Annotated in this window: 17 protein-coding genes; 10 read left to right on the top strand and 7 right to left on the bottom strand. The window is 54.8% G+C overall.

The window, feature by feature from the left end:
• Positions 1 to 98: 98 nt before the first annotated feature.
• The 7 genes from E2K99_RS02780 to E2K99_RS02750 all read right to left on the bottom strand — a co-directional run bounded on the left by E2K99_RS02780 (position 99) and on the right by E2K99_RS02750 (position 8619).
• Positions 99 to 1787 (bottom strand): hypothetical protein, encoded by a 1689-nt coding sequence (locus tag E2K99_RS02780; RefSeq protein WP_134221276.1) that lies wholly within the window; start codon positions 1785 to 1787, stop codon positions 99 to 101.
• A 157-nt stretch (positions 1788 to 1944) separates the two neighbouring features.
• Positions 1945 to 2391, bottom strand: a complete 447-nt coding sequence (locus tag E2K99_RS02775) for a GtrA family protein (RefSeq protein WP_134221275.1) — start codon at positions 2389 to 2391, stop codon at positions 1945 to 1947.
• Between the two features lie 383 nt (positions 2392 to 2774).
• Complete coding sequence (gene waaA / locus E2K99_RS02770) at positions 2775 to 4058, bottom strand: lipid IV(A) 3-deoxy-D-manno-octulosonic acid transferase (RefSeq protein WP_134221274.1); 1284 nt, start codon at positions 4056 to 4058, stop codon at positions 2775 to 2777.
• 1 nt (position 4059) lies between these two features.
• A complete protein-coding gene (locus E2K99_RS02765) occupies positions 4060 to 4929 on the bottom strand; it encodes a Kdo hydroxylase KdoO (protein ID WP_034338000.1) in 870 nt (289 codons plus the stop codon).
• 166 nt (positions 4930 to 5095) lie between these two features.
• A complete protein-coding gene (gene waaC, locus E2K99_RS02760; protein WP_134221273.1) occupies positions 5096 to 6073 on the bottom strand; it encodes a lipopolysaccharide heptosyltransferase I in 978 nt (325 codons plus the stop codon).
• A 58-nt stretch (positions 6074 to 6131) separates the two neighbouring features.
• On the bottom strand, positions 6132 to 7502 hold the full coding sequence (locus E2K99_RS02755; protein WP_134221272.1) for a phosphomannomutase/phosphoglucomutase: 1371 nt from the start codon (positions 7500 to 7502) through the stop codon (positions 6132 to 6134).
• A gap of 22 nt (positions 7503 to 7524) precedes the next feature.
• Positions 7525 to 8619, bottom strand: a complete 1095-nt coding sequence (locus E2K99_RS02750) for an MraY family glycosyltransferase (protein ID WP_134221271.1) — start codon at positions 8617 to 8619, stop codon at positions 7525 to 7527.
• A gap of 196 nt (positions 8620 to 8815) precedes the next feature.
• On the opposite strand from E2K99_RS02750, the gene E2K99_RS02745 reads away from it, so the two are divergent.
• From E2K99_RS02745 to E2K99_RS02700, 10 genes are all read left to right on the top strand, one after another.
• Positions 8816 to 9787: a glycosyltransferase family 2 protein gene (locus tag E2K99_RS02745; protein WP_134221270.1), complete on the top strand. Its 972-nt coding sequence runs from the start codon at positions 8816 to 8818 to the stop codon at positions 9785 to 9787.
• Between the two features lie 279 nt (positions 9788 to 10066).
• Entirely contained in the window at positions 10067 to 11170 is a 1104-nt protein-coding gene (locus E2K99_RS02740; RefSeq protein ID WP_134221269.1) for a DegT/DnrJ/EryC1/StrS family aminotransferase, read from the top strand.
• Between the two features lie 8 nt (positions 11171 to 11178).
• The gene (locus E2K99_RS02735) at positions 11179 to 11928 is read left to right on the top strand and encodes a methyltransferase domain-containing protein (RefSeq protein ID WP_134221268.1); all 750 of its coding nucleotides are present in this window, start codon (positions 11179 to 11181) and stop codon (positions 11926 to 11928) included.
• Between the two features lie 9 nt (positions 11929 to 11937).
• On the top strand, positions 11938 to 12615 hold the full coding sequence (locus E2K99_RS02730) for an acetyltransferase (protein WP_134221267.1): 678 nt from the start codon (positions 11938 to 11940) through the stop codon (positions 12613 to 12615).
• A 2-nt stretch (positions 12616 to 12617) separates the two neighbouring features.
• Positions 12618 to 13538, top strand: coding sequence for a glycoside hydrolase family protein (locus E2K99_RS02725; protein ID WP_134221266.1), 921 nt, complete (start codon positions 12618 to 12620; stop codon positions 13536 to 13538).
• A complete protein-coding gene (locus tag E2K99_RS02720) occupies positions 13535 to 14491 on the top strand; it encodes a GNAT family N-acetyltransferase (protein ID WP_134221265.1) in 957 nt (318 codons plus the stop codon). Before E2K99_RS02725 ends, E2K99_RS02720 begins: the two co-directional genes overlap by 4 nt.
• A complete protein-coding gene (locus tag E2K99_RS02715; protein WP_134221264.1) occupies positions 14488 to 15423 on the top strand; it encodes a glycosyltransferase family 2 protein in 936 nt (311 codons plus the stop codon). The genes E2K99_RS02720 and E2K99_RS02715 overlap by 4 nt, the downstream gene beginning before the upstream one ends.
• Position 15424: 1 nt before the next feature.
• Positions 15425 to 15805 (top strand): GtrA family protein, encoded by a 381-nt coding sequence (locus tag E2K99_RS02710; protein WP_134224011.1) that lies wholly within the window; start codon positions 15425 to 15427, stop codon positions 15803 to 15805.
• Positions 15786 to 16205, top strand: a complete 420-nt coding sequence (locus tag E2K99_RS02705) for a sugar 3,4-ketoisomerase (RefSeq protein ID WP_134221263.1) — start codon at positions 15786 to 15788, stop codon at positions 16203 to 16205. The genes E2K99_RS02710 and E2K99_RS02705 overlap by 20 nt, the downstream gene beginning before the upstream one ends.
• 113 nt (positions 16206 to 16318) lie before the next feature.
• Positions 16319 to 17818 carry a hypothetical protein gene (locus E2K99_RS02700; protein ID WP_134221262.1) on the top strand — a complete coding sequence of 500 codons (1500 nt, stop codon included), beginning with the start codon at positions 16319 to 16321 and terminating at the stop codon, positions 17816 to 17818.
• Positions 17819 to 17890: the final 72 nt, after the last annotated feature.

Here is a 17890-nt window from a genome sequence, read left to right as displayed (position 1 = left end):
GCATTGAGCAATGAGTTGGTCAGCAATGGCAACGTCAGTCTCGTCGAACCGAGCCCCTAAGCCGTCCAGCACCTGGTCAAATCCGCGATAGCTCTGGACTAGGACAATCTCGACATCTGGATGAGCATGACTTTGTCGATCCCATTGCGTCCTTGCAGGATCTTACTTCCGAGGGGCTTGAAACCAAGTCGATCCATGAAATCATGTACCGGTTTCATAATGGCAGGATCAGAAGAAGCAGCATACTCCTGCCCCAGTACGAGCAAAAAGTTCTTATGTTCCGCCAACCGGGCAGTAGAAAGTTTTTTCTCCAGCGCTCCCAAGTTAGCGCTTTCGTACATCGAATATCTGGGCCCCGAAACAACCAGAGCCCCCATCCAGTAACCCCATTGAGGAAAGAGGATCACCGTGCCCTCGGGGGCTTTCGCTATCTCTTCAGCGGCAAGATTGACCACATCAGAATAAAGACCCTGTCCACCGTCAGCAGAAAGATGATCTGAGAATTTTCTGGCTGTGGAAAAGTTAATGAACAGAATTGAACAGCTACCGACCACCAACAGGGCCCGGCCGAGCTTTCGTGCATTCGCGGTCACGTTCGACGTGAACGCCTTAGAATACAAGACCGACAGCAATGCGAACGAAAGCGGGACAAGCATGATGTAATGCTGTACGCCCAGAGGGCGTCCCATTACTAACCCAAAAGCCAAGTGCAACCCGAAGCAGCCCAAAAGAATCCATAACAAAGTATCGCTAAAAGCGTCGCATGCCTGCGCCGAATCATGGCGTTGCAGCCGCTTCATCAGCAAACCACCGACTGCAATCGAAAACGCGATTGCACACGCTATCATTGCGCTGGTGCCAGGGACATCACTTTTACCGTGTATAAGGACATCCAGCGCGCGTCCAGAGAATAGCAAATCAACACGACTAACAATGAGACCGACCCGTTCTGCAAGACCACCCTGCACGGTATCGACGACGCCATAGGTCGCCTGAAGCGCTCGCAAATTCTCCACATAGCCGTGCCCCCCCATTTTCACCAGCATCATGAAATGCGCGTAAATATAGGGAGAAAAACCAGCCAGAATACCGGCTAGAACCAATCTGACGATGGCTGGCTGATGAGGATGGCGACGAGTCAGCCAGCAGATTCCACCGAACGTCGCCGCCGCATATATCGTGTATATGAAGTATCCATATGCTGCGAATCCAACCAGCATCCCGCCATAGAAAAGCGGACTTTTATGCCATTTTCTTGCTATTTGCGCCTCATTCGACTTGGAAAGAAATCCTAGTCCCCAGAACAAGAAAATGAGTGGAAATAACTGAAGATAAAATTGAGTTCGCCAAGCGAACACAAAGCCCGGTTCTGCAGCCAGCATTGTCAGACTCAGCGCGACAAAAAATCGCGGCACCTTCCAGCGCATCAAGCACCAGCCCATACTAAACAAAAGAGCGATCGCAAAAATGCAATGCAGGGCCCGGACGGCCAGCACCCCGTATCCAAACAACTGGAAAAAAATTAAGGCTGCATACGCGGAGGGATTCCCGCCATAGAGTGAGTTCAGAAGCGGAAGAGTATGCCCTCGCAATGAGATATTGTCCGGATAGACCCATGCAGGAATGTGCAACTTCCCTCGCAACATCCACACTGCTTGATAATCTGGATTAACAGCGTCCATCCACAGACCAGGCAAGGCCAGATTGTGGAATCCCACCGTAGCAAAGACCATAAGTGGCAATAAGAAAACTAACCAAGTCTTCCATTGGACTGAAGAGTTTTCCATTAACGTTTTCTTGAACATTGTTTAGGTAAAGCAGTGGTGGCAGTCGAAAATAATCAACTCGCCATTAAAGCACTTGATCGTCAAGGGAGAAATCACGCAAATTGCATGGGACGTCAGGCATGAATCTGCAACCAGCGGCACCATAGGCCCGTCACTCTCAGGAGCCTTGCATCTGGCGAGTCAAATATTTCATGAACATGAAATTGGTGACAAGATTGAGCGGGGTGATCATGCACTTACTCACGATGTCCAGATTCGAGGCAATCAGCACCGGCAATTCAACACGCATTAACATTTGAATCAAAAAATGCAACGCCTGTGAATACAACAAAATGGAGAAAAACTGATACCCCCAGTAGAGCCCAAGTTGGCGAGGCGATCCCTGCCGCAAAAAAACTGTTTTCAACGACGTAAACCACACGAAGGTTACACCGACGTAAGAAGAAATAAAATTGGCGACAAAACTGGGCGTTTCAGTGAGCTTGACAAGAAATGAGAACGTACCGAAATCACACAACCAACCCAATCCAGAAAGAAGAAGGAAAGCAAGAAATGTTGCTATTTGATTAGTTGGCGGCATGAGTTTTAGAAAATCTTCCCACATGCAACGTTATCGCATGCAAATAGCTTTCCCAACCTAGAAGTGGGGGGGCGTCGTTGGACTATATGCTGAATTACCGTGAAGGTGCTTTAAGAAAAACAATATCGAGGCGAGCCATTTATTTCACTATACGAGACTGCAGCCGGACCGACAGAAAGTATTGCTTTTCATTAACGATTGAGAAATAGCTATCGTATCGACTCCACGTATGAGGGTGAATCCCCCTGTAAGTACAACGGGCGAAATTATCTCAGATTTCTTGCGTTTCTTTATTATCGAGAAAATTAATGCATGAATAGAAAAGTTCGGACATGACTCTTTCCCAAGTCCCATTGTCAAGGTCGTGTGGTGCCACTCGCGCCCATCGTCGTTTACCAGACGTCTCCCTAGCGCGCTGGAGGAATGTATGGGGCCAGCAGGAAGACTGTCTTCTCCACTGCCCCCCGATGCTTCTCAGCGAAATCGAGTGCCTGCTTCGCCATAGCAGCACGAATCGACGGCGTTTGAAGTTGCAGAAGTCTATGCCACAGATCTTCAGCACTTTCTACACGAACCGCCGCAGAAGCCAGTACCGCGTCGGAGCTGATCTGCTGGAAATTGAAGGTGTGTGGCCCAACCAGCACCGGCTTGCCCAGCGCCAGCGCCTCAATCAGATTCTGCCCCCCCAGCGGCAACAGACTGCCGCCAATGAAGGCCACATCACACAAGGCGTAATAGGCGAACATTTCGCCCATGGAATCGCCCAGCACGACATCCACCTGATCCCAGTCACCGCCCTGCCCCAGCGCGTCACGCCGGCGCAGGCGCAAACCCTGTGCCTGTATCATCCCGGCCACCTCAGCAAAACGCTGCGGGTGGCGCGGCACGATCACCGTCAGCCAGCCGGTCTTCCCCAGCCTGGCCAGCGCATCCAGAATCAAGGCTTCCTCGCCCTCGCGCGTGCTGGCACAGAGCAGGATCTTGCGCTCCCCGATGGCACGCTTCCATGCCAGACCGCGTTCGACCATCTCGGCCGGCGGCTGCACGTCGAACTTGAGGCTGCCGGTCACTTCGACGTGCCGCGCCCCGAAGGCACGCAGGCGCTCAGCGTCGGCCGGCGACTGGGCCGCGACCACATCGATCGCCTCGGCCGCCGGACGCAGCAGCGCGGCAAAACGCTGGCCGCGCCGCAGTGAACGCTCCGACAGGCGGGCATTGGCCAGCATCACCGGCACCTGGTGCCGGCGACATTGCCTGATCAGGTTGGGCCAGACTTCGGTCTCCATCAGCACGCACACCACAGGCCGGAAGTGGCGCAGGAAACGCGCGCACATCCATCCCGTGTCGTACGGCAGAAAGCTCTGCACCACGCGCGCACCGTGCTTGCCATAGACCTGAGTCCCCGTCTCGCGGCCGGTGGCGGTCATGCAGGTGAGCAGAATGGAATGCTGCGGATATTGCTGCAACAAGGCGTCGATGAGCGGCTCGGCGGCACGGGTCTCGCCAACCGAGACGGCATGCACCCAGATGAAACGCGCCTGTGGATCAGACAGGCGCGCCGCTTGCGAATAGAAGCCCAGGCGTTCGCCCACATGCGCCCGGTAGCCGGGTTCCTTGCGGCCGCGCCGCCACAGGCGCAGCAGTACCAACGGCAGCACCAGCCACCAGACGAGTGAATACAGCAGCCGCATCTCAGACCAGGGGATGGCCGACCAGGCGCGTCAGAATGGCCAGCGGACTGGATTGCGGATCATATTGCTGGTCCGGTGCCAGGTGCAGGGTCTGTTCCATCATGTACTGGCCCGACATGACCGCGTGCGAGGCCTGGTCCGAGAAGCAGATCCAGACGGAGCCGGCGGCAAAGGGCATGGTGACCTGCTGGGCATCCTGCTGGTACTGCATGTCGCCCTTCATGCCGTCATGCAATTGCAGCATGAGGTGATCGTATTCGCTACGGAAGGACTTGGTCACATGCAGCGCCTTGAGCACGCTGGCCTGCCAGCGCACATAAGGTTTGGCACGCGGCAAAAAGCGCTGCGCCACAGTCTCGAAAGGCTCACCCACGCGCCAGACGCGCGGCACGCCATCGGGATTCACATTGGTAAAGACGCGCAGGATGCGTTCGCCGTAATTGGGCCGCGAAGGAAAAGCGTCCACGTGCATGCGGCGGTCATCGGCACGCCACGACTGGGCACGCGTCTCCACCTGCATCGGGCGATAGCTGGTCGGGGCAATGCGCAAGGCATCGCGGTATTTGGGCAACAAGGTATGCACCAGCGACAACGCCTGCTCGCGGAAGCGGCCAATCATCGCGGCCAGAGCCAGCTGCTGCTCGGTGCCGCCGGCGGCACCCTTGATGTGTCCGCGTGCGTCCAGACTGATGTTGCGCGACTTGGGCGCGCGCACGGCCGGATCCAGCAGCTTGCGCTCGGAGTCCATCAACTGGAAAGCCAGCTGCGGGAAGTACAGCACCTTGCCGGCTTCCAGCGCAGTGATCCAGTCCTGATTGGGATACTCGACCTGCCATTCGGTCAGGCCAATCTCGATAATTTGCGATTCCATGGCGCGTATTATGCCCGCAAGCGCTCTGCCCGTGTGGCCAACCCGGCGGCTCTGGCACGCCTGGAAAGCAGGCCGGATGCGGCTTGTTACGCAAAGTTGATGCTTTGAACGGGGCGTTTGATCTGCTTCAACGCATACCCAAGTCCGCCCCAAGGGGCAATCAAACTCAGGCCAGCAGGCCCAGCGCAGCCTTCAACACATCCTCTTCGGACGGCGGCGCGCCCAGATCGCCCAGGTTGATGATCGCCGGCGACCAGTTGCCCTCGGTCTTCCAGCGCGGCGAGTCACAGTAGAGTTCGATCGTCGGCTTGCCATAGGCGGCAGCGATGTGGGTCAGGCCGGTATCGAGTCCGACCACCAGCCGCGCCTGCTGCACCAGGGCCACGGCCTGCATCATCGGCAGCGCCGGCAGCACGGTGGCACCGGGAATGCCGGCCGCCAGCTGGCGTGCCGCCTCCTGCTCGCGGGCACTGCCCCAGGGCAGCAGGATCTGCAATCCGCGCTCGGCCAGGGCCTGGCCCAGCTTGATCCACTGCGCCTGCGGCCACTGCTTGGCGGCGCGGGCGGTACCGTGGAAGAAAACGACATACGGCTGCTCCGGCATCCAGGCCCAGCGCGCCGGCTCCGGCGGCTGCAGGGCAAAGTCGGGCTGACCTTCCAGCTGATAGCCCAGCGCAGCCGCCGCGACCAGCCTGGCGCGGGTGACGGCATGCGTGCGCAGGCCGACCGGGATGCTCTGGTCATGGAAAATGCGGGAGATTGGTTCATATCCCGAGCCTTCGGTCGCATTGGCCAGGCCGATGCGGCGGCCCTGCGGTGCCAGGCGCGCCATGCGCATCACGACGCTGGTCTTGAGCAGGCCCTGGGTATCGAACACGAGGTCATAGCGCTCGGCCTGCAGCTCCCGCCGGAATGCCCCGATCTCGGCGCGCGTGGCCGCCGCGAACAGGGTCTTGCGCCAGCGCCGCAGGGCGATGGGGATGATCTTGCGGACGTGGGGATTGAGGCCGACCAGACTGGTGTAGCCCTCTTCGACCACCCAGTCGATCTGGGCCGCGGGGAAATGACGATGGATGTCCGCCACCATCGGCATGTTGTGGACGACGTCTCCCAGCGAGGAGACACGGACGATAAGAATGTTCAAGGCTGACCCACGTTGGCGTGACTTTATTGGTGGGCCAGCATCTTACCTCATCGGCCCATCAGAACGGCAGTGTCACATCAGGACGCGCGGCCAGGATGACCTTGCGGAATTCGCCCTGGATGCGCTCCAGTGCCTCGGGCGTCTCGGCCTCGAAACGCAGCACCACCACCGGCGTGGTGTTGGAGGAACGGGCCAGGCCGAAGCCGTCGGCGTACTCCACGCGCAGGCCGTCGATGGTGATGATGTCCTGGGCACCCTCGAACCTGGCATCGCTTTGCAGCTTGCCGATGAGCGCGAAGTTCTCGCCTTCCTGCAGCTTCAGTTGCAGTTCCGGGGTGCTGACCGATTGCGGCAGGGCGTTGAGCACGGCCGACGGATCGCTCTGGCGGGCCATCAGTTCCAGCATGCGCACGCCGGCGTAGAGGCCGTCGTCGAAACCGAACCAGCGGTCCTTGAAGAAGATGTGGCCGCTCATCTCGCCGCCCAGCGGCGCACCGGTTTCGCGCAGCTTGGCCTTGACCAGCGAGTGGCCGGTCTTCCACATCAGCGGCTGGCCGCCGCGTGCGGTGATCCAGGGCGCCAGGTGGCGGGTGCACTTGACGTCGTACAGGATTTCCTTGCCCGGGTTGCGGGTCAGCACGTCTTCGGCGAAGAGCATCAGCTGGCGGTCCGGGTAGATGATCTGGCCATCCTTGGTCACCAGGCCGAGGCGGTCACCGTCGCCATCGAAGGCCAGGCCGAGTTCGTTGTCGGTTTCCTGCAGGCAGCGGATCAAGTCCTGCAGGTTTTCCGGATGAGCCGGGTCGGGGTGGTGGTTGGGGAAATTGCCATCCACTTCGCAGAACAGCTCGGTGACTTCACAGCCCAGCGCGCGATAGATTTCACCGGCAAAGGCGCCGGCCACGCCGTTGCCGCAGTCCACGGCGATCTTCAGGGGACGGGCCAGCTTGACGTCCGAAATCATGCGGGCGATGTAGGCGGCCTTGATGTCATGCGTACTGTAGTTGCCGGCACCCTGCGGGAATTCGCCCTTGACGATGGCCTGGTACAGGCCCTGGATGGTCTCGCCGTGGATGGCTTCACCGGCCAGCACCATCTTGAAACCGTTGTAGTCCGGCGGATTGTGGCTGCCGGTGACCATGATGCCGGACTGCGTGTCCAGCACGTGGGTGCCGAAATAGACCATCGGCGTGGCGACCATGCCGAGATCGATCACATCCACCCCGACCGCCTGCAAACCCTTGGCCAGCGCGGCCGACAGCGAGGGGCCCGAGAGCCGGCCATCGCGCCCGATCACGACCTTCTTCTGGCCCTTGGCCAGGGCGGCTGCACCGAAGGCCTGGCCGATCTGGAAGGCGACCTGGTCGTCCAGGGTTTTGTCGATGATGCCGCGGATGTCGTAGGCTTTGAAGATGCTCGAATGGATCATGGGATACACGCTCAAAAATTAGTTATTCCTTGTTTCGCAGAATCAACCAGCGAGGCGAACGGAAGCGGATGATGCGGAGGTAGAGCCATACATAAACGACAACAAAGATAACGCAACACAGCATGAGTGCCAAGGACTGCCGCCACAACAGGGTGGCCGGCAAGACTGCCATCAGGGACAAAAGCCACAGATAAGGGGAAGTCAATGAGTTGCGATGGGTGATGGCTCGCGCATCGCGACGACCGACCGCCCACAATACAAGTCGCCTGAAAATCAGACTGTGCAAATGAATGCCATCAGGCAATCCGGGAGACTGCCCTCGAAGGAAAAAACGTCGATACGCAGAAAAAAGCGTTTCGAAGCACGGGTAGATGAGGAGAAGTGCGGGATACCAGGTCGATACCTCAGGATTGCGCGCCACCAGGAGTACGGCGAGTTCGCCGATCACGAACCCCAGGAAGTAGGCACCACCGTCACCCATGAAGATCAGGCCTGCCGGGAAATTCCAGATAAAGAAACCCGCTACCGCACCGGCCGTCACGAGCGCCATGATCAATACGAAGGAATCGTTGACCTGCAAGGCAACATAGCCCAGTGACAACAAAATGAACAGGCTTACCACGCTGGCCAGCCCGTTGAAGCCGTCAATGATATTGATGGCGTTGGCGATCCCGGCCACTGCCAGTGCAGTGAACGGGAGCATCAGCCAAAAATACTTCAGGTGCCATACCTCATAGAAAAGGTCGATGCGATCGATTTTGGCATGGAGCAGAAAGTAGCCGGCGACGGCCGCAGCCAGCGTGAGCAACAAGCGTCGGGTAGCACTGACCCGCTTGGTGAAGTCCTCCCAGATGCCTCCGCTGAAGGCAATGGTGGCGCAGGCCAGCAGGAGCATGATTTCCCTTGCGACACTGCTCAGGCGCCAAGCCGACACTCCCGAGGCCACCACCACGGCCAGGAAGATGCAAAGCCCACCAATGCGCGGCACGGCATGCATATGCACTTTTTGTACACCAGATAGATCGGAATCCAGAACATGGTCATGCAAGTGTGCATGGCGTATGACGAGAAGGGTCAAAACAGCTGACAAAAGGAAACTGATGAGCAGTGATGCCATAAGAAGATGAAAGTCTGGAGATCAACCCATCGGCTAATCCGCGGTCAAGCAGAGGCCAAAAAGTACGGCGGATTGTACTCCTTAAATCTGCCCATTCCTCTTGTCCTTTTATATCGACCCCTTATCCTTTTATAATTTCGCCTTTCCTGTTGCCAATTCCACGGCATCTTTATCAGCCTTCCGGAGCCGTTGCTCAATGCAGACAGCCGTCCCTGACCGATCTACTGCTCCCCATGGCCAGAGCGTTGATTCCCCCTCTGTCGCCATCCTGATGTGTACGTTCAACGGCAGCCGCTACCTGGATGAACAGCTCGACTCAATCGCCGAACAAACCCACTCGAATTGGAGCTTATCTGTTTCGGATGACGGCTCAACCGACGACACACTGAACAAGCTCGTCAATTTTGCGAGCACACGCCGTCAGCAACTGCATATCCAGAATGGCCCGAGACAAGGCTTCGCCGAAAACTTCATGTCCTTGATCCAACAATGCAGTGATGAGGCTGATTTCTACGCCTTCGCGGACCAAGACGACATCTGGGAGCCGAACAAGCTGGCGCGAGCCCTCTCCGCCATTCAAAGCCAGCCCTCGCAGCGTCCCGCGCTTTATTTCGCCCGGACCACATACATAGATGCGACCGGTGCCCCCTGTGGACAATCGCGCTTGTTCAGCCATCAACCATGCCTGCGTAACGCACTTGTTCAAAGCATCGGCGGGGGCAATACCATGCTTTTCAATCGGGCTGCGCTGAAGCAATTGCGCCAATTCCGACCGGTTTCCCCCATCGTTTCGCACGATTGGTGGACCTATCTGCTCATCACGGCACTTGATGGTCAAGTGGTTTACGATTCCGTGTCCACTGTTCAGTACCGCCAGCACGGACACAACGCCGCAGGCCAGAACATCACCTGGCGCGCCAATCTGGCCCGCCTGAGAAAAATGCTTCATGGCAACTACAAAAAGTGGCACGAGAGTCATATAGCAACATTGCATGCAGCAGCCCCCGCGATGTCGCCACTCAATCGCCGAATCTTCGATGATTTCAAGCAAGCGCGCTCAGGCCATTTGCTCAAACGTCTCTTTTACCTGCGCCGATCAGGCGTATTCCGACGACCGAGATGGAGCCAATGGGGACTTTATTTATCTGTCTTGCTTAACAAGCTGTGAATGCAACATTTGGTGAGGAAAGCCTAAAGAGATATACTGCGCGAGCTTGGAAAATGCCGATTAGCGATAAAAAGCTCATTGCAAATGAGATGAGCAAAAAAATCATTACGATGTGATTTTTTTGCATTCGACTGCGCGCTTCTCAAGCGTCCTAGTACCTAGAATTCTCCGGGGTAAGGCAAACCAATCACGGCTCGCCGGCAAAATTAGAAAAAACATTGCCGGAACGACCGCTAGTGTGTTAAGGCCGACCAGTACAGCTCACATCAAACAACTCCTATGCTAATTAACAATCTTCAAGCGCACATCACTCAGTCGCGATCCATCATTGACGCCGCAATCGCCCGCGTTTTAGATCGCGCGTGGTTGGTGCTCGGCCCCGAGGTCAAGGAGTTCGAGGCTGCGTTTGCAGGCTATGTCGGTGTCTCGCATTGCGTCTCAGTGGCCAATGGCACCGATGCGCTGGAGCTGGCGTTGCGCGCGGCGGGCGTGCAACCCGGCGACTCCGTGGCAACAGTGGCCAACGCCGGGATGTACACCACACTGGCCATGCGCGCTACAGGCGCAAGACCTTTTTTCATGGATGTTTCCCCAGCTAGCATGCTGGTCAACGAATCCGAAGTTGCACGCGCCATTGCTGCCAATGTCAAAGTCATCGTGGTCACTCACCTTTATGGCCTGGCTGTCCCGGAAATCAGCAAGATCGTCAAATCATGCCGCGCTGCTGGCATCAAGGTCATCGAGGACTGCGCGCAGGCACATGGCGCAGAGATTGACGGCAAGAAGGTCGGCAGCTTTGGGGACATGGCGTGCTTCAGTTTTTATCCGACCAAAAACCTTGGTGCGCTTGGCGATGGCGGCGCCGTGGTAAGCAATGACGATAGCCTCGCAGCTGCCGTGTCGCGGCTGCGTCAATATGGCTGGAGCAGCAAATACAACGTCGAACTGCCAGGCGCACGCAACAGTCGCCTGGATGAGCTGCAGGCTGCCATCCTGCTCGGCTTCCTGCCCTTGCTGGACACGTGGAACGAGCGACGTCGCCATATTGCCCAGTCCTACGGAGAAAAAATCAAACACCCGGCAGTAGTGCTACCGAGCGCCTTTGGAAAGAATTATGTAGCGCATCTTTATGTCATCAAGACAAAGGGCCGCGACGCGCTGCGCAGTCATCTTCAGGAGCAAGGTATTTCCTCCGAGATTCATTATCCTGTTCCCGATCATCAGCAGCCTATCCTCAAAGGTGAGACTGATCTGATCATTCTGCCCAATACCGAGGCCTTGGCCAACGATATCCTGACCTTGCCGTGCTATCCGGAAATGACCGACGAGGAAATCACGCAGGTGATCAACGCAGTCAATGCATGGTCCCATTCCCAAATCTGAGGAACTGAATGTCATCCAAAAATCCATTCGCCAACATTGGCTTTGAGGACTTCCGCCGCTTGGCCGCCGATCAAAATCTTACCAAGTACGAGCGAATTGGCTTTCCTAACTCATATCGAGAAGGCTATGAGCCTGCGATTTTTGCCGATATCTGCAGCAAGCTGCTGCACCTTTCCGCAGAGAACAAGAAAGTACTCGATATTGGTCCGGGATGCAGCGACTTGCCGCTGATGCTGATCGACCTCTGTGAACGTCAGCGGCATGCGCTTACGCTGGTAGACAATCAGGAGATGCTCGACCTGCTGCCCGACACGTCAACCACCAGCAAGGTTGCGGCGCTCTATCCGAACTGCCCTGACCTGATCGAACCCAATCAGGGCAGCTTCGATGTCATTCTCTGCTACAGCGTGCTTCACTACGTGCTTGTGGACACGGCCTTTTTCCGCTTTCTGGACACATCTCTCTCGCTGCTGGCGCCAGGCGGCCAGATGTTGATCGGAGACATACCCAACATCTCGAAACGAAAACGATTCTTTGCAAGTGAAACAGGCATTCGCTTTCACCAGGAATTCATGAAGACAGACGACCTTCCCGTCGTCCATTTCAATCAGGTCGAGCATGACCAGATTGACGATGCAGTCGTCATGGCCATCGTCCAACGCGCTCGTACCCAAGGCTTCGATGCCTATATCTTGCCGCAGCATCCATCGCTGCCAATGGCCAACCGTCGCGAAGATATCCTCATCCATCGTCCATAGGAACGCCCGATGACCAAAACCCGTAAGCTCGTCATCGTCGGCGACAGTGCGTTTGCCGAGGTCGCCTACGAGTATTTCACTCACGATTCCGCCTATGAGGTGGTAGCGTTCGCGGTAGAGGCCGCCTACCTGAGCAAGAGCACACTGTTCGGTTTGCCTGTCGTTGCAGTTGAGGAACTCGAACAGCGCTTTCCGCCATCGGAAGTCGAATTCTATGCCGCACTTGTCTATACCAAGCTCAATCGCCTGCGGACACGCCTCTATCAGGCCATGAAAGACAAGGGCTATCGTCCTGCCAGCTATATCAGCAGTCGTGCCTTCGTCTGGCCTAACGTCAGTTTGGGCGAGCACTGCTTCATCTTCGAAGACAACACCGTCCAGGCATTTGCAAAAATAGGCAACAATGTCGTGTTGTGGAGTGGCAATCACATCGGCCATCACAGCGAGATCGAGGATAACTGCTTCATTTCTTCCCATGTCGTGGTTTCGGGCTTTTGCAAGGTGGGGGCCAACACCTTTATGGGCGTCAACGCCACATTGGGCAACAATCTGAGCGTAGGCCAGGATAACTGGATCGGACCGTCGGTCACGCTGATCTCCGACACGGAGGCCAACAAGCTGTACAAGGTGGAATCTCCCGAACCAGCACGGGTGACGCCATTACGATTCTTCAAGGTGGGAACATGAGCATGCAGTGGAAGAAACTGGGCAAGGTTTGGGAACCCGACGGAACACTTTGGTGGGCAAGAAAATATGCGTCCTGCCCTACCCCCGTTTTTCTCGACGATGGTAATGTGCGCGTTTATATTCAATGTCGCGACGATCAGAATGTAGGGCGCATCGGGTTTGTCGACTTAAAACGAAACGATCTGACGCAGGTTTTGAATGTATCCAAAGAGCCCGTGCTAGATGTAGGAAGCGCCGGTGCGTTTGATGACAATGGGGTGTTCCAAACGACCGTCATTCGCCAGACAGATGGTCGGTGGCTCATGTATTACGTCGGGTTTGAACTATGCCACCACATCCGCTACAGACTATTGACGGGGCTAGCGTTCAGCGAAGACGGAACCAAATTTTCGAAAGCCAAGACAACGCCGATTCTTGAGCGCTCTGATCAAGAAATGCATTTCCGGTGCGGCACCTTTGTGCTCCCGCCTGAAAACGGCTTGTACAAGATGTGGTACGTCGGGGGAAGCGAGTGGGAAGAAATCGACGGAAAACTCATGCCCGTCTATGACCTTCGATACGCAGAATCACAAGATGGGATTAACTGGCCAGCGCAGGGACAGTGCATTATGAAGGTCGAGCCCAATAGTGAACATGGTTTCGGTCGTCCCTACATTATCTTCCGAGATGGCCTCTATCAAATGTTTTATAGCATTCGAAAGAAGAATCCGCGTGGATACAGGATGGGTTACGCTGAATCAGCAGACGGTATCCATTGGATCCGAAAGGATGCCGAACTGGGGTTGGATACGTCTAATTCCGGCTGGGATAGTGAATCAATTGAATACGGTGCGGTGCTGGACATCGACGGTAAAACGTATTGCTTCTACAATGGCAACGACTTTGGCGGCACCGGTTTTGGCTTGGCAGAATTGAACAAATGAGCATCCGCGTTGTTGCCTATACCCCGGAGATGGAAGAGCAATGGGACACTTGGTGCGCATCAGCTGATAATGCGACCATCTTGCATACCCGACGCTTCCTCAACTACCACGGCGACCGTTTTATCGACCAGTCCCGATTGATATATGACGACGCCAAACTGGTAGGAGTATTACCCGCTGCCAGCGCTCCCGGAAGGACCGATATCGTCACCAGCCACCCAGGAGTTACATATGGGGGGCTGGTACATCACGGATGGCTCACTGGCGAGCGAATGATTGAGGCGATGTTGCTGTTAGCTGAAGACTTTCGTGCCTGCGGCTACAGCAGATTTCAGTACAAGCCTCTACCGTATATTTATGCACGAGTGCCATCGCAGGATGATCTTTACGCTTTATTTCGCATTGGAGCAACACGTGTTCGCTGTGACTTGTCCTCCACCATAGATCTCACATACCGCCGCCCTACGAGCGACCGTAGAAAACGGGGTTTGAAAAAAGCCTCGCGCGTCGTACGGGTAGTGGCCGGCATTGAGTATGCAGAAGAGCTCTGGCACGTACTTGAGGCAAATCTGGAAAAAAAACACGGCGCAAAACCTGTCCATTCGATAGCTGAACTTAAATTTCTTGCACAGCAATTCCCCAAAGATATTCTGATACGTGCAGCCATATTGGAAGAAAAAGTTGCAGCCGGCGTAGTGCTGTTCCGATCAGCCACTACATGGCATGCTCAGTATATCGCTTCCAGCGAAGCAGGATATTCGGTATCAGCCTTGGACGCGGTCTTCGAGTCGATAATCGAAGAGGCTAGGCTGGCAAACTGTCGCTACTTCGATTTCGGAACGAGCAACGAAGAGGCGGGAACGATCCTCAACGATGGCCTGTATCGCTTCAAATCCGAATTCGGTGGAGGCGGAATGGTTCACGAATACTACGAGTTAAAACTGCAACAATGACCACCTTCAAGACACTCTCCATTGTCGTCCCCGTCTACTTCAATTCAGGAAGTTTGCCGCGGCTCTTTGATGAGCTAACGAAGATCGAGGAGGCCTTGCTTGCACGATCTGTGCAACTGGAACTGATCTTTGTGGACGATGGATCGAAAGACGACTCGCTTGCCAAAATTTTGGATTTCAAGAACCATCGGCGTCCGCTTACCAAGGTTGTGAAACTTACGCGAAATTTCGGGGCGGTTCACTGCTCGAAAACGGGCTTCAAGTTCGTGACTGGGGATGCCTTTATGATCGTGGCAGCGGATCTACAGGATCCTCCGAGCTTGATTCTCGAGATGGTTGAAAAATGGCGCCAAGGATCGAAATTCATCATCTGCGAGAGAATTGCGCGCGACGATCCTGTAGTGTCAAAGATTTATTCCAAGATCTACTACAAATTGCTCAAGTCTCTGGTGATTGCTGATTACCCGGAGGGCGGCTATGACATGGCGCTCATGGATAAAGCATTCCTTCCACACATGGTCAATAGCGCGAAAAGCGTCTTTACCCCTTTGCTGGCTTACTGGCTAGGGTATAAGCCTGAAGTAATTCACTACCATCGCCCCGCACGAGAACATGGAAAATCAGGATGGACTTTCGCAAAGAAGTTCACTGCATTTCTGGACGTCATGCTCGGGTTCTCCATCAAGCCAATACGGCTGATCTCCGGTGTTGGCGCAGTTGTCGCCAGCGGTAGCTTTATTTATGGGATCGCTGTGGTAATCAGTGCGCTGTTTCATCAAATCCCCGTAGAGGGGTTTGCAACAGTTGTTGCATTGGTCACCTTTTTGCTCGGTTTGATTATCGTAATGCTGGGCATTATCGGAGAGTATTTGTGGCGCGTATTCGACGAAACAAACAAGCGCCCAGAGACCGTAATTGACGAAGTTTGGTGATATGGCATTTTCGCGTTTTTTTATCGCTGGATTGCTCAACACGGGGGTTACATATCTCGGATACCTCGGGCTATTAAGGCTCATTCCTTACACTTGGGCATATACCGTCACTTTTGTTGCGGGCATATGTTTCGGATATCTACTGAATACGTATTGGGTATTCAAGCAGCGAGCTGGACTGCGTAGCGCGACCTTTTATCCGCTAACTTACGCGGTCAACTACGTACTGGGACTAGGTCTAATATGGATGTTCGTGGATCTTTTAAAAGTCCCTCGCGAACTTGCTCCCGTGCTCGTCATGGCAATATCAGTTCCCATCATGTATTTCTTAACCAAACATATTTTTCGCGCCTCTGCGGATCATGAAAAAATCGACAATTAACGACTGCAAGGTTTTTGCCCTTCCCAAAATCACTGATCCACGTGGCAACCTTACTTTCTTAGAGGGAAGCAAGCATCTACCTTTCGATATCAAGCGGGTTTTTTACCTTTATGACGTCCCGACAGAGGAAAGCCGGGGGGCTCACGCCCACCGTCAATTGCACCAATTTTTGATCTGCCTTTCGGGGAGTTTCGACGTAGCCGTAGACGATGGGGAATTCCAAGCAACTGTTCACCTTAACCGTCCATGGAAGGGCCTGCATATTCCGCCCATGATCTGGGCCGCGGAAATCAATTTTGATCCCGGCTCCATCTGCCTTGTGCTCGCGTCAGACACTTATGACGAAGGTGATTACATAAGAAATTACGACGAGTTTCTATCGCTTTCAAAACAAAGTTGAAGTCTGCTACCAAGAACACCAACGGCTCTTCATCAGCGCTTCAGCAAGCGGCACAAGCTTCACCAGGCCGCTCCAACTCTTCTTGCGTCCACAGAAGACGCGTCGGATCATAAATGCACGCTTCGCTCTCGGACGACCAACGTCCCTTCACCCCGTCATCGTCAACATTCATCCTGTATCTGACGGTCTGTGCGTGTGTTTATTGGATCATCAACTTCGTGATGACCCCAAACATGCTGTCACCTCTGCATCAGGACGACTACTTGGTGTTGGGTGCCGGTAGCGAGCGCCTCAGCTGGTTCCTGGAACGGCCCGTATCGACCAATTTTGCGGCCGTCATGGGCATCTTGGGGCCGAATTTTTCTTATGGGGTGGTGAACGTTCTGACGGTGGCAATTCCCCCATTGGTTCTCTTTTTCTGTGCGCAACTCCTTCGCATCAGAATCCATTGGCTCATTGCCATACCCTTCAGCATCTTTTGCTACAGCCACTCCTCGGCCTTCGAGCATGGAAAATATCTGGGATTGATTACAAATCTCATGTCCCACTTCTTCGGTTGCTTGGTGCTGATTGCAATGATGTATAGCTGGCAAAAGCTATCGCGCAGAATGGATCAGGTCGCGACCATCTGTTACGGATTATCGGTATTTTCCAAGGAAGATTTTCTGCTGCCACCTCTGATTCTTTTAGCTTACTTGGCACTACAGTTCCGTTTGAGCAATGCTGATCGAGACCACAAGGATTGGCTCAAGAAGATGGCAGTGAGCCTGCTGAGCGTCGCAACCATAAGTGTGCTCTTCAGCGTCCTCATCAAAAACCCGTTTATTTCCGGTGCCACTGGGCAGATCGCGTCCGACGCAAGCTACGGGGTCAGTTTCAACCCATCTGTCCTCCTGAATTCATTCCAGACGCTGACGGTTGAATACGCTTATTGGTATTCGCTGGCAGCTTTAGTTTCATTTGTTCTCCTTCTGCTGACCGCGACCCACCGACGCCTCGAGGTCATGGTCTTCGCTGTTATGATCGTTTTGCTTGCATTGCCGTATGCGTTGCTGGCCAACCATCTCTTTTCGTACAGAGTCTTCGCTTGGCTTCCCTGGTTTGCCGCGCTACTGGCCGCAGTGATTGCAATTCATCTGCAAGGAAAGTCTCTGATCAAACCGGTGTGGCTCGCCTGGCCCATCGCGTTGTTGGCAACAGCGATCCCCCCATGGATTAACTACCTCGACGAGGTACCACGTCTGTCGATCGCGGCTTGGTATATGGAAGCGACAACGGCTAACCGCAATATGCTCAATGCCATTGAAGAGCACAGAGATTTGCTGCAGAGATCCCCTGCAGCGGGGATCATTGGCTTGACTGGATTGTCCCCGTGGTCGAACAACAGCGGCAGCTTCCTTAAACAAAAACTTGGTTTTCAAAACGAATGGATCGTTTTTGTCGACCAGCCCTCGATGTTCTACCGGATACCGTTAGAGGAAGACCTCTCATCCATCAAGGTAACGTTGACTTCCAAAATTTGTGATTACCCACATCTCCCCGTCTTCAAATTTGACCAGCAGGGGCATGCGACAATGCTTAACAGTGATCAACTTTGCGCTGCCAAGCCTTGATCCGCCAATGACAGGCCAAGGCTTGGATTCAACCGAAGCAGCACGAAGTTCAATCTCCTGCGCCAATCACAT

Source organism: Herbaspirillum huttiense (assembly GCF_004367745.1).
GTDB lineage: Bacteria > Pseudomonadota > Gammaproteobacteria > Burkholderiales > Burkholderiaceae_D > Herbaspirillum > Herbaspirillum huttiense.
This window is presented reverse-complemented; position numbering and strand designations above follow the sequence as displayed.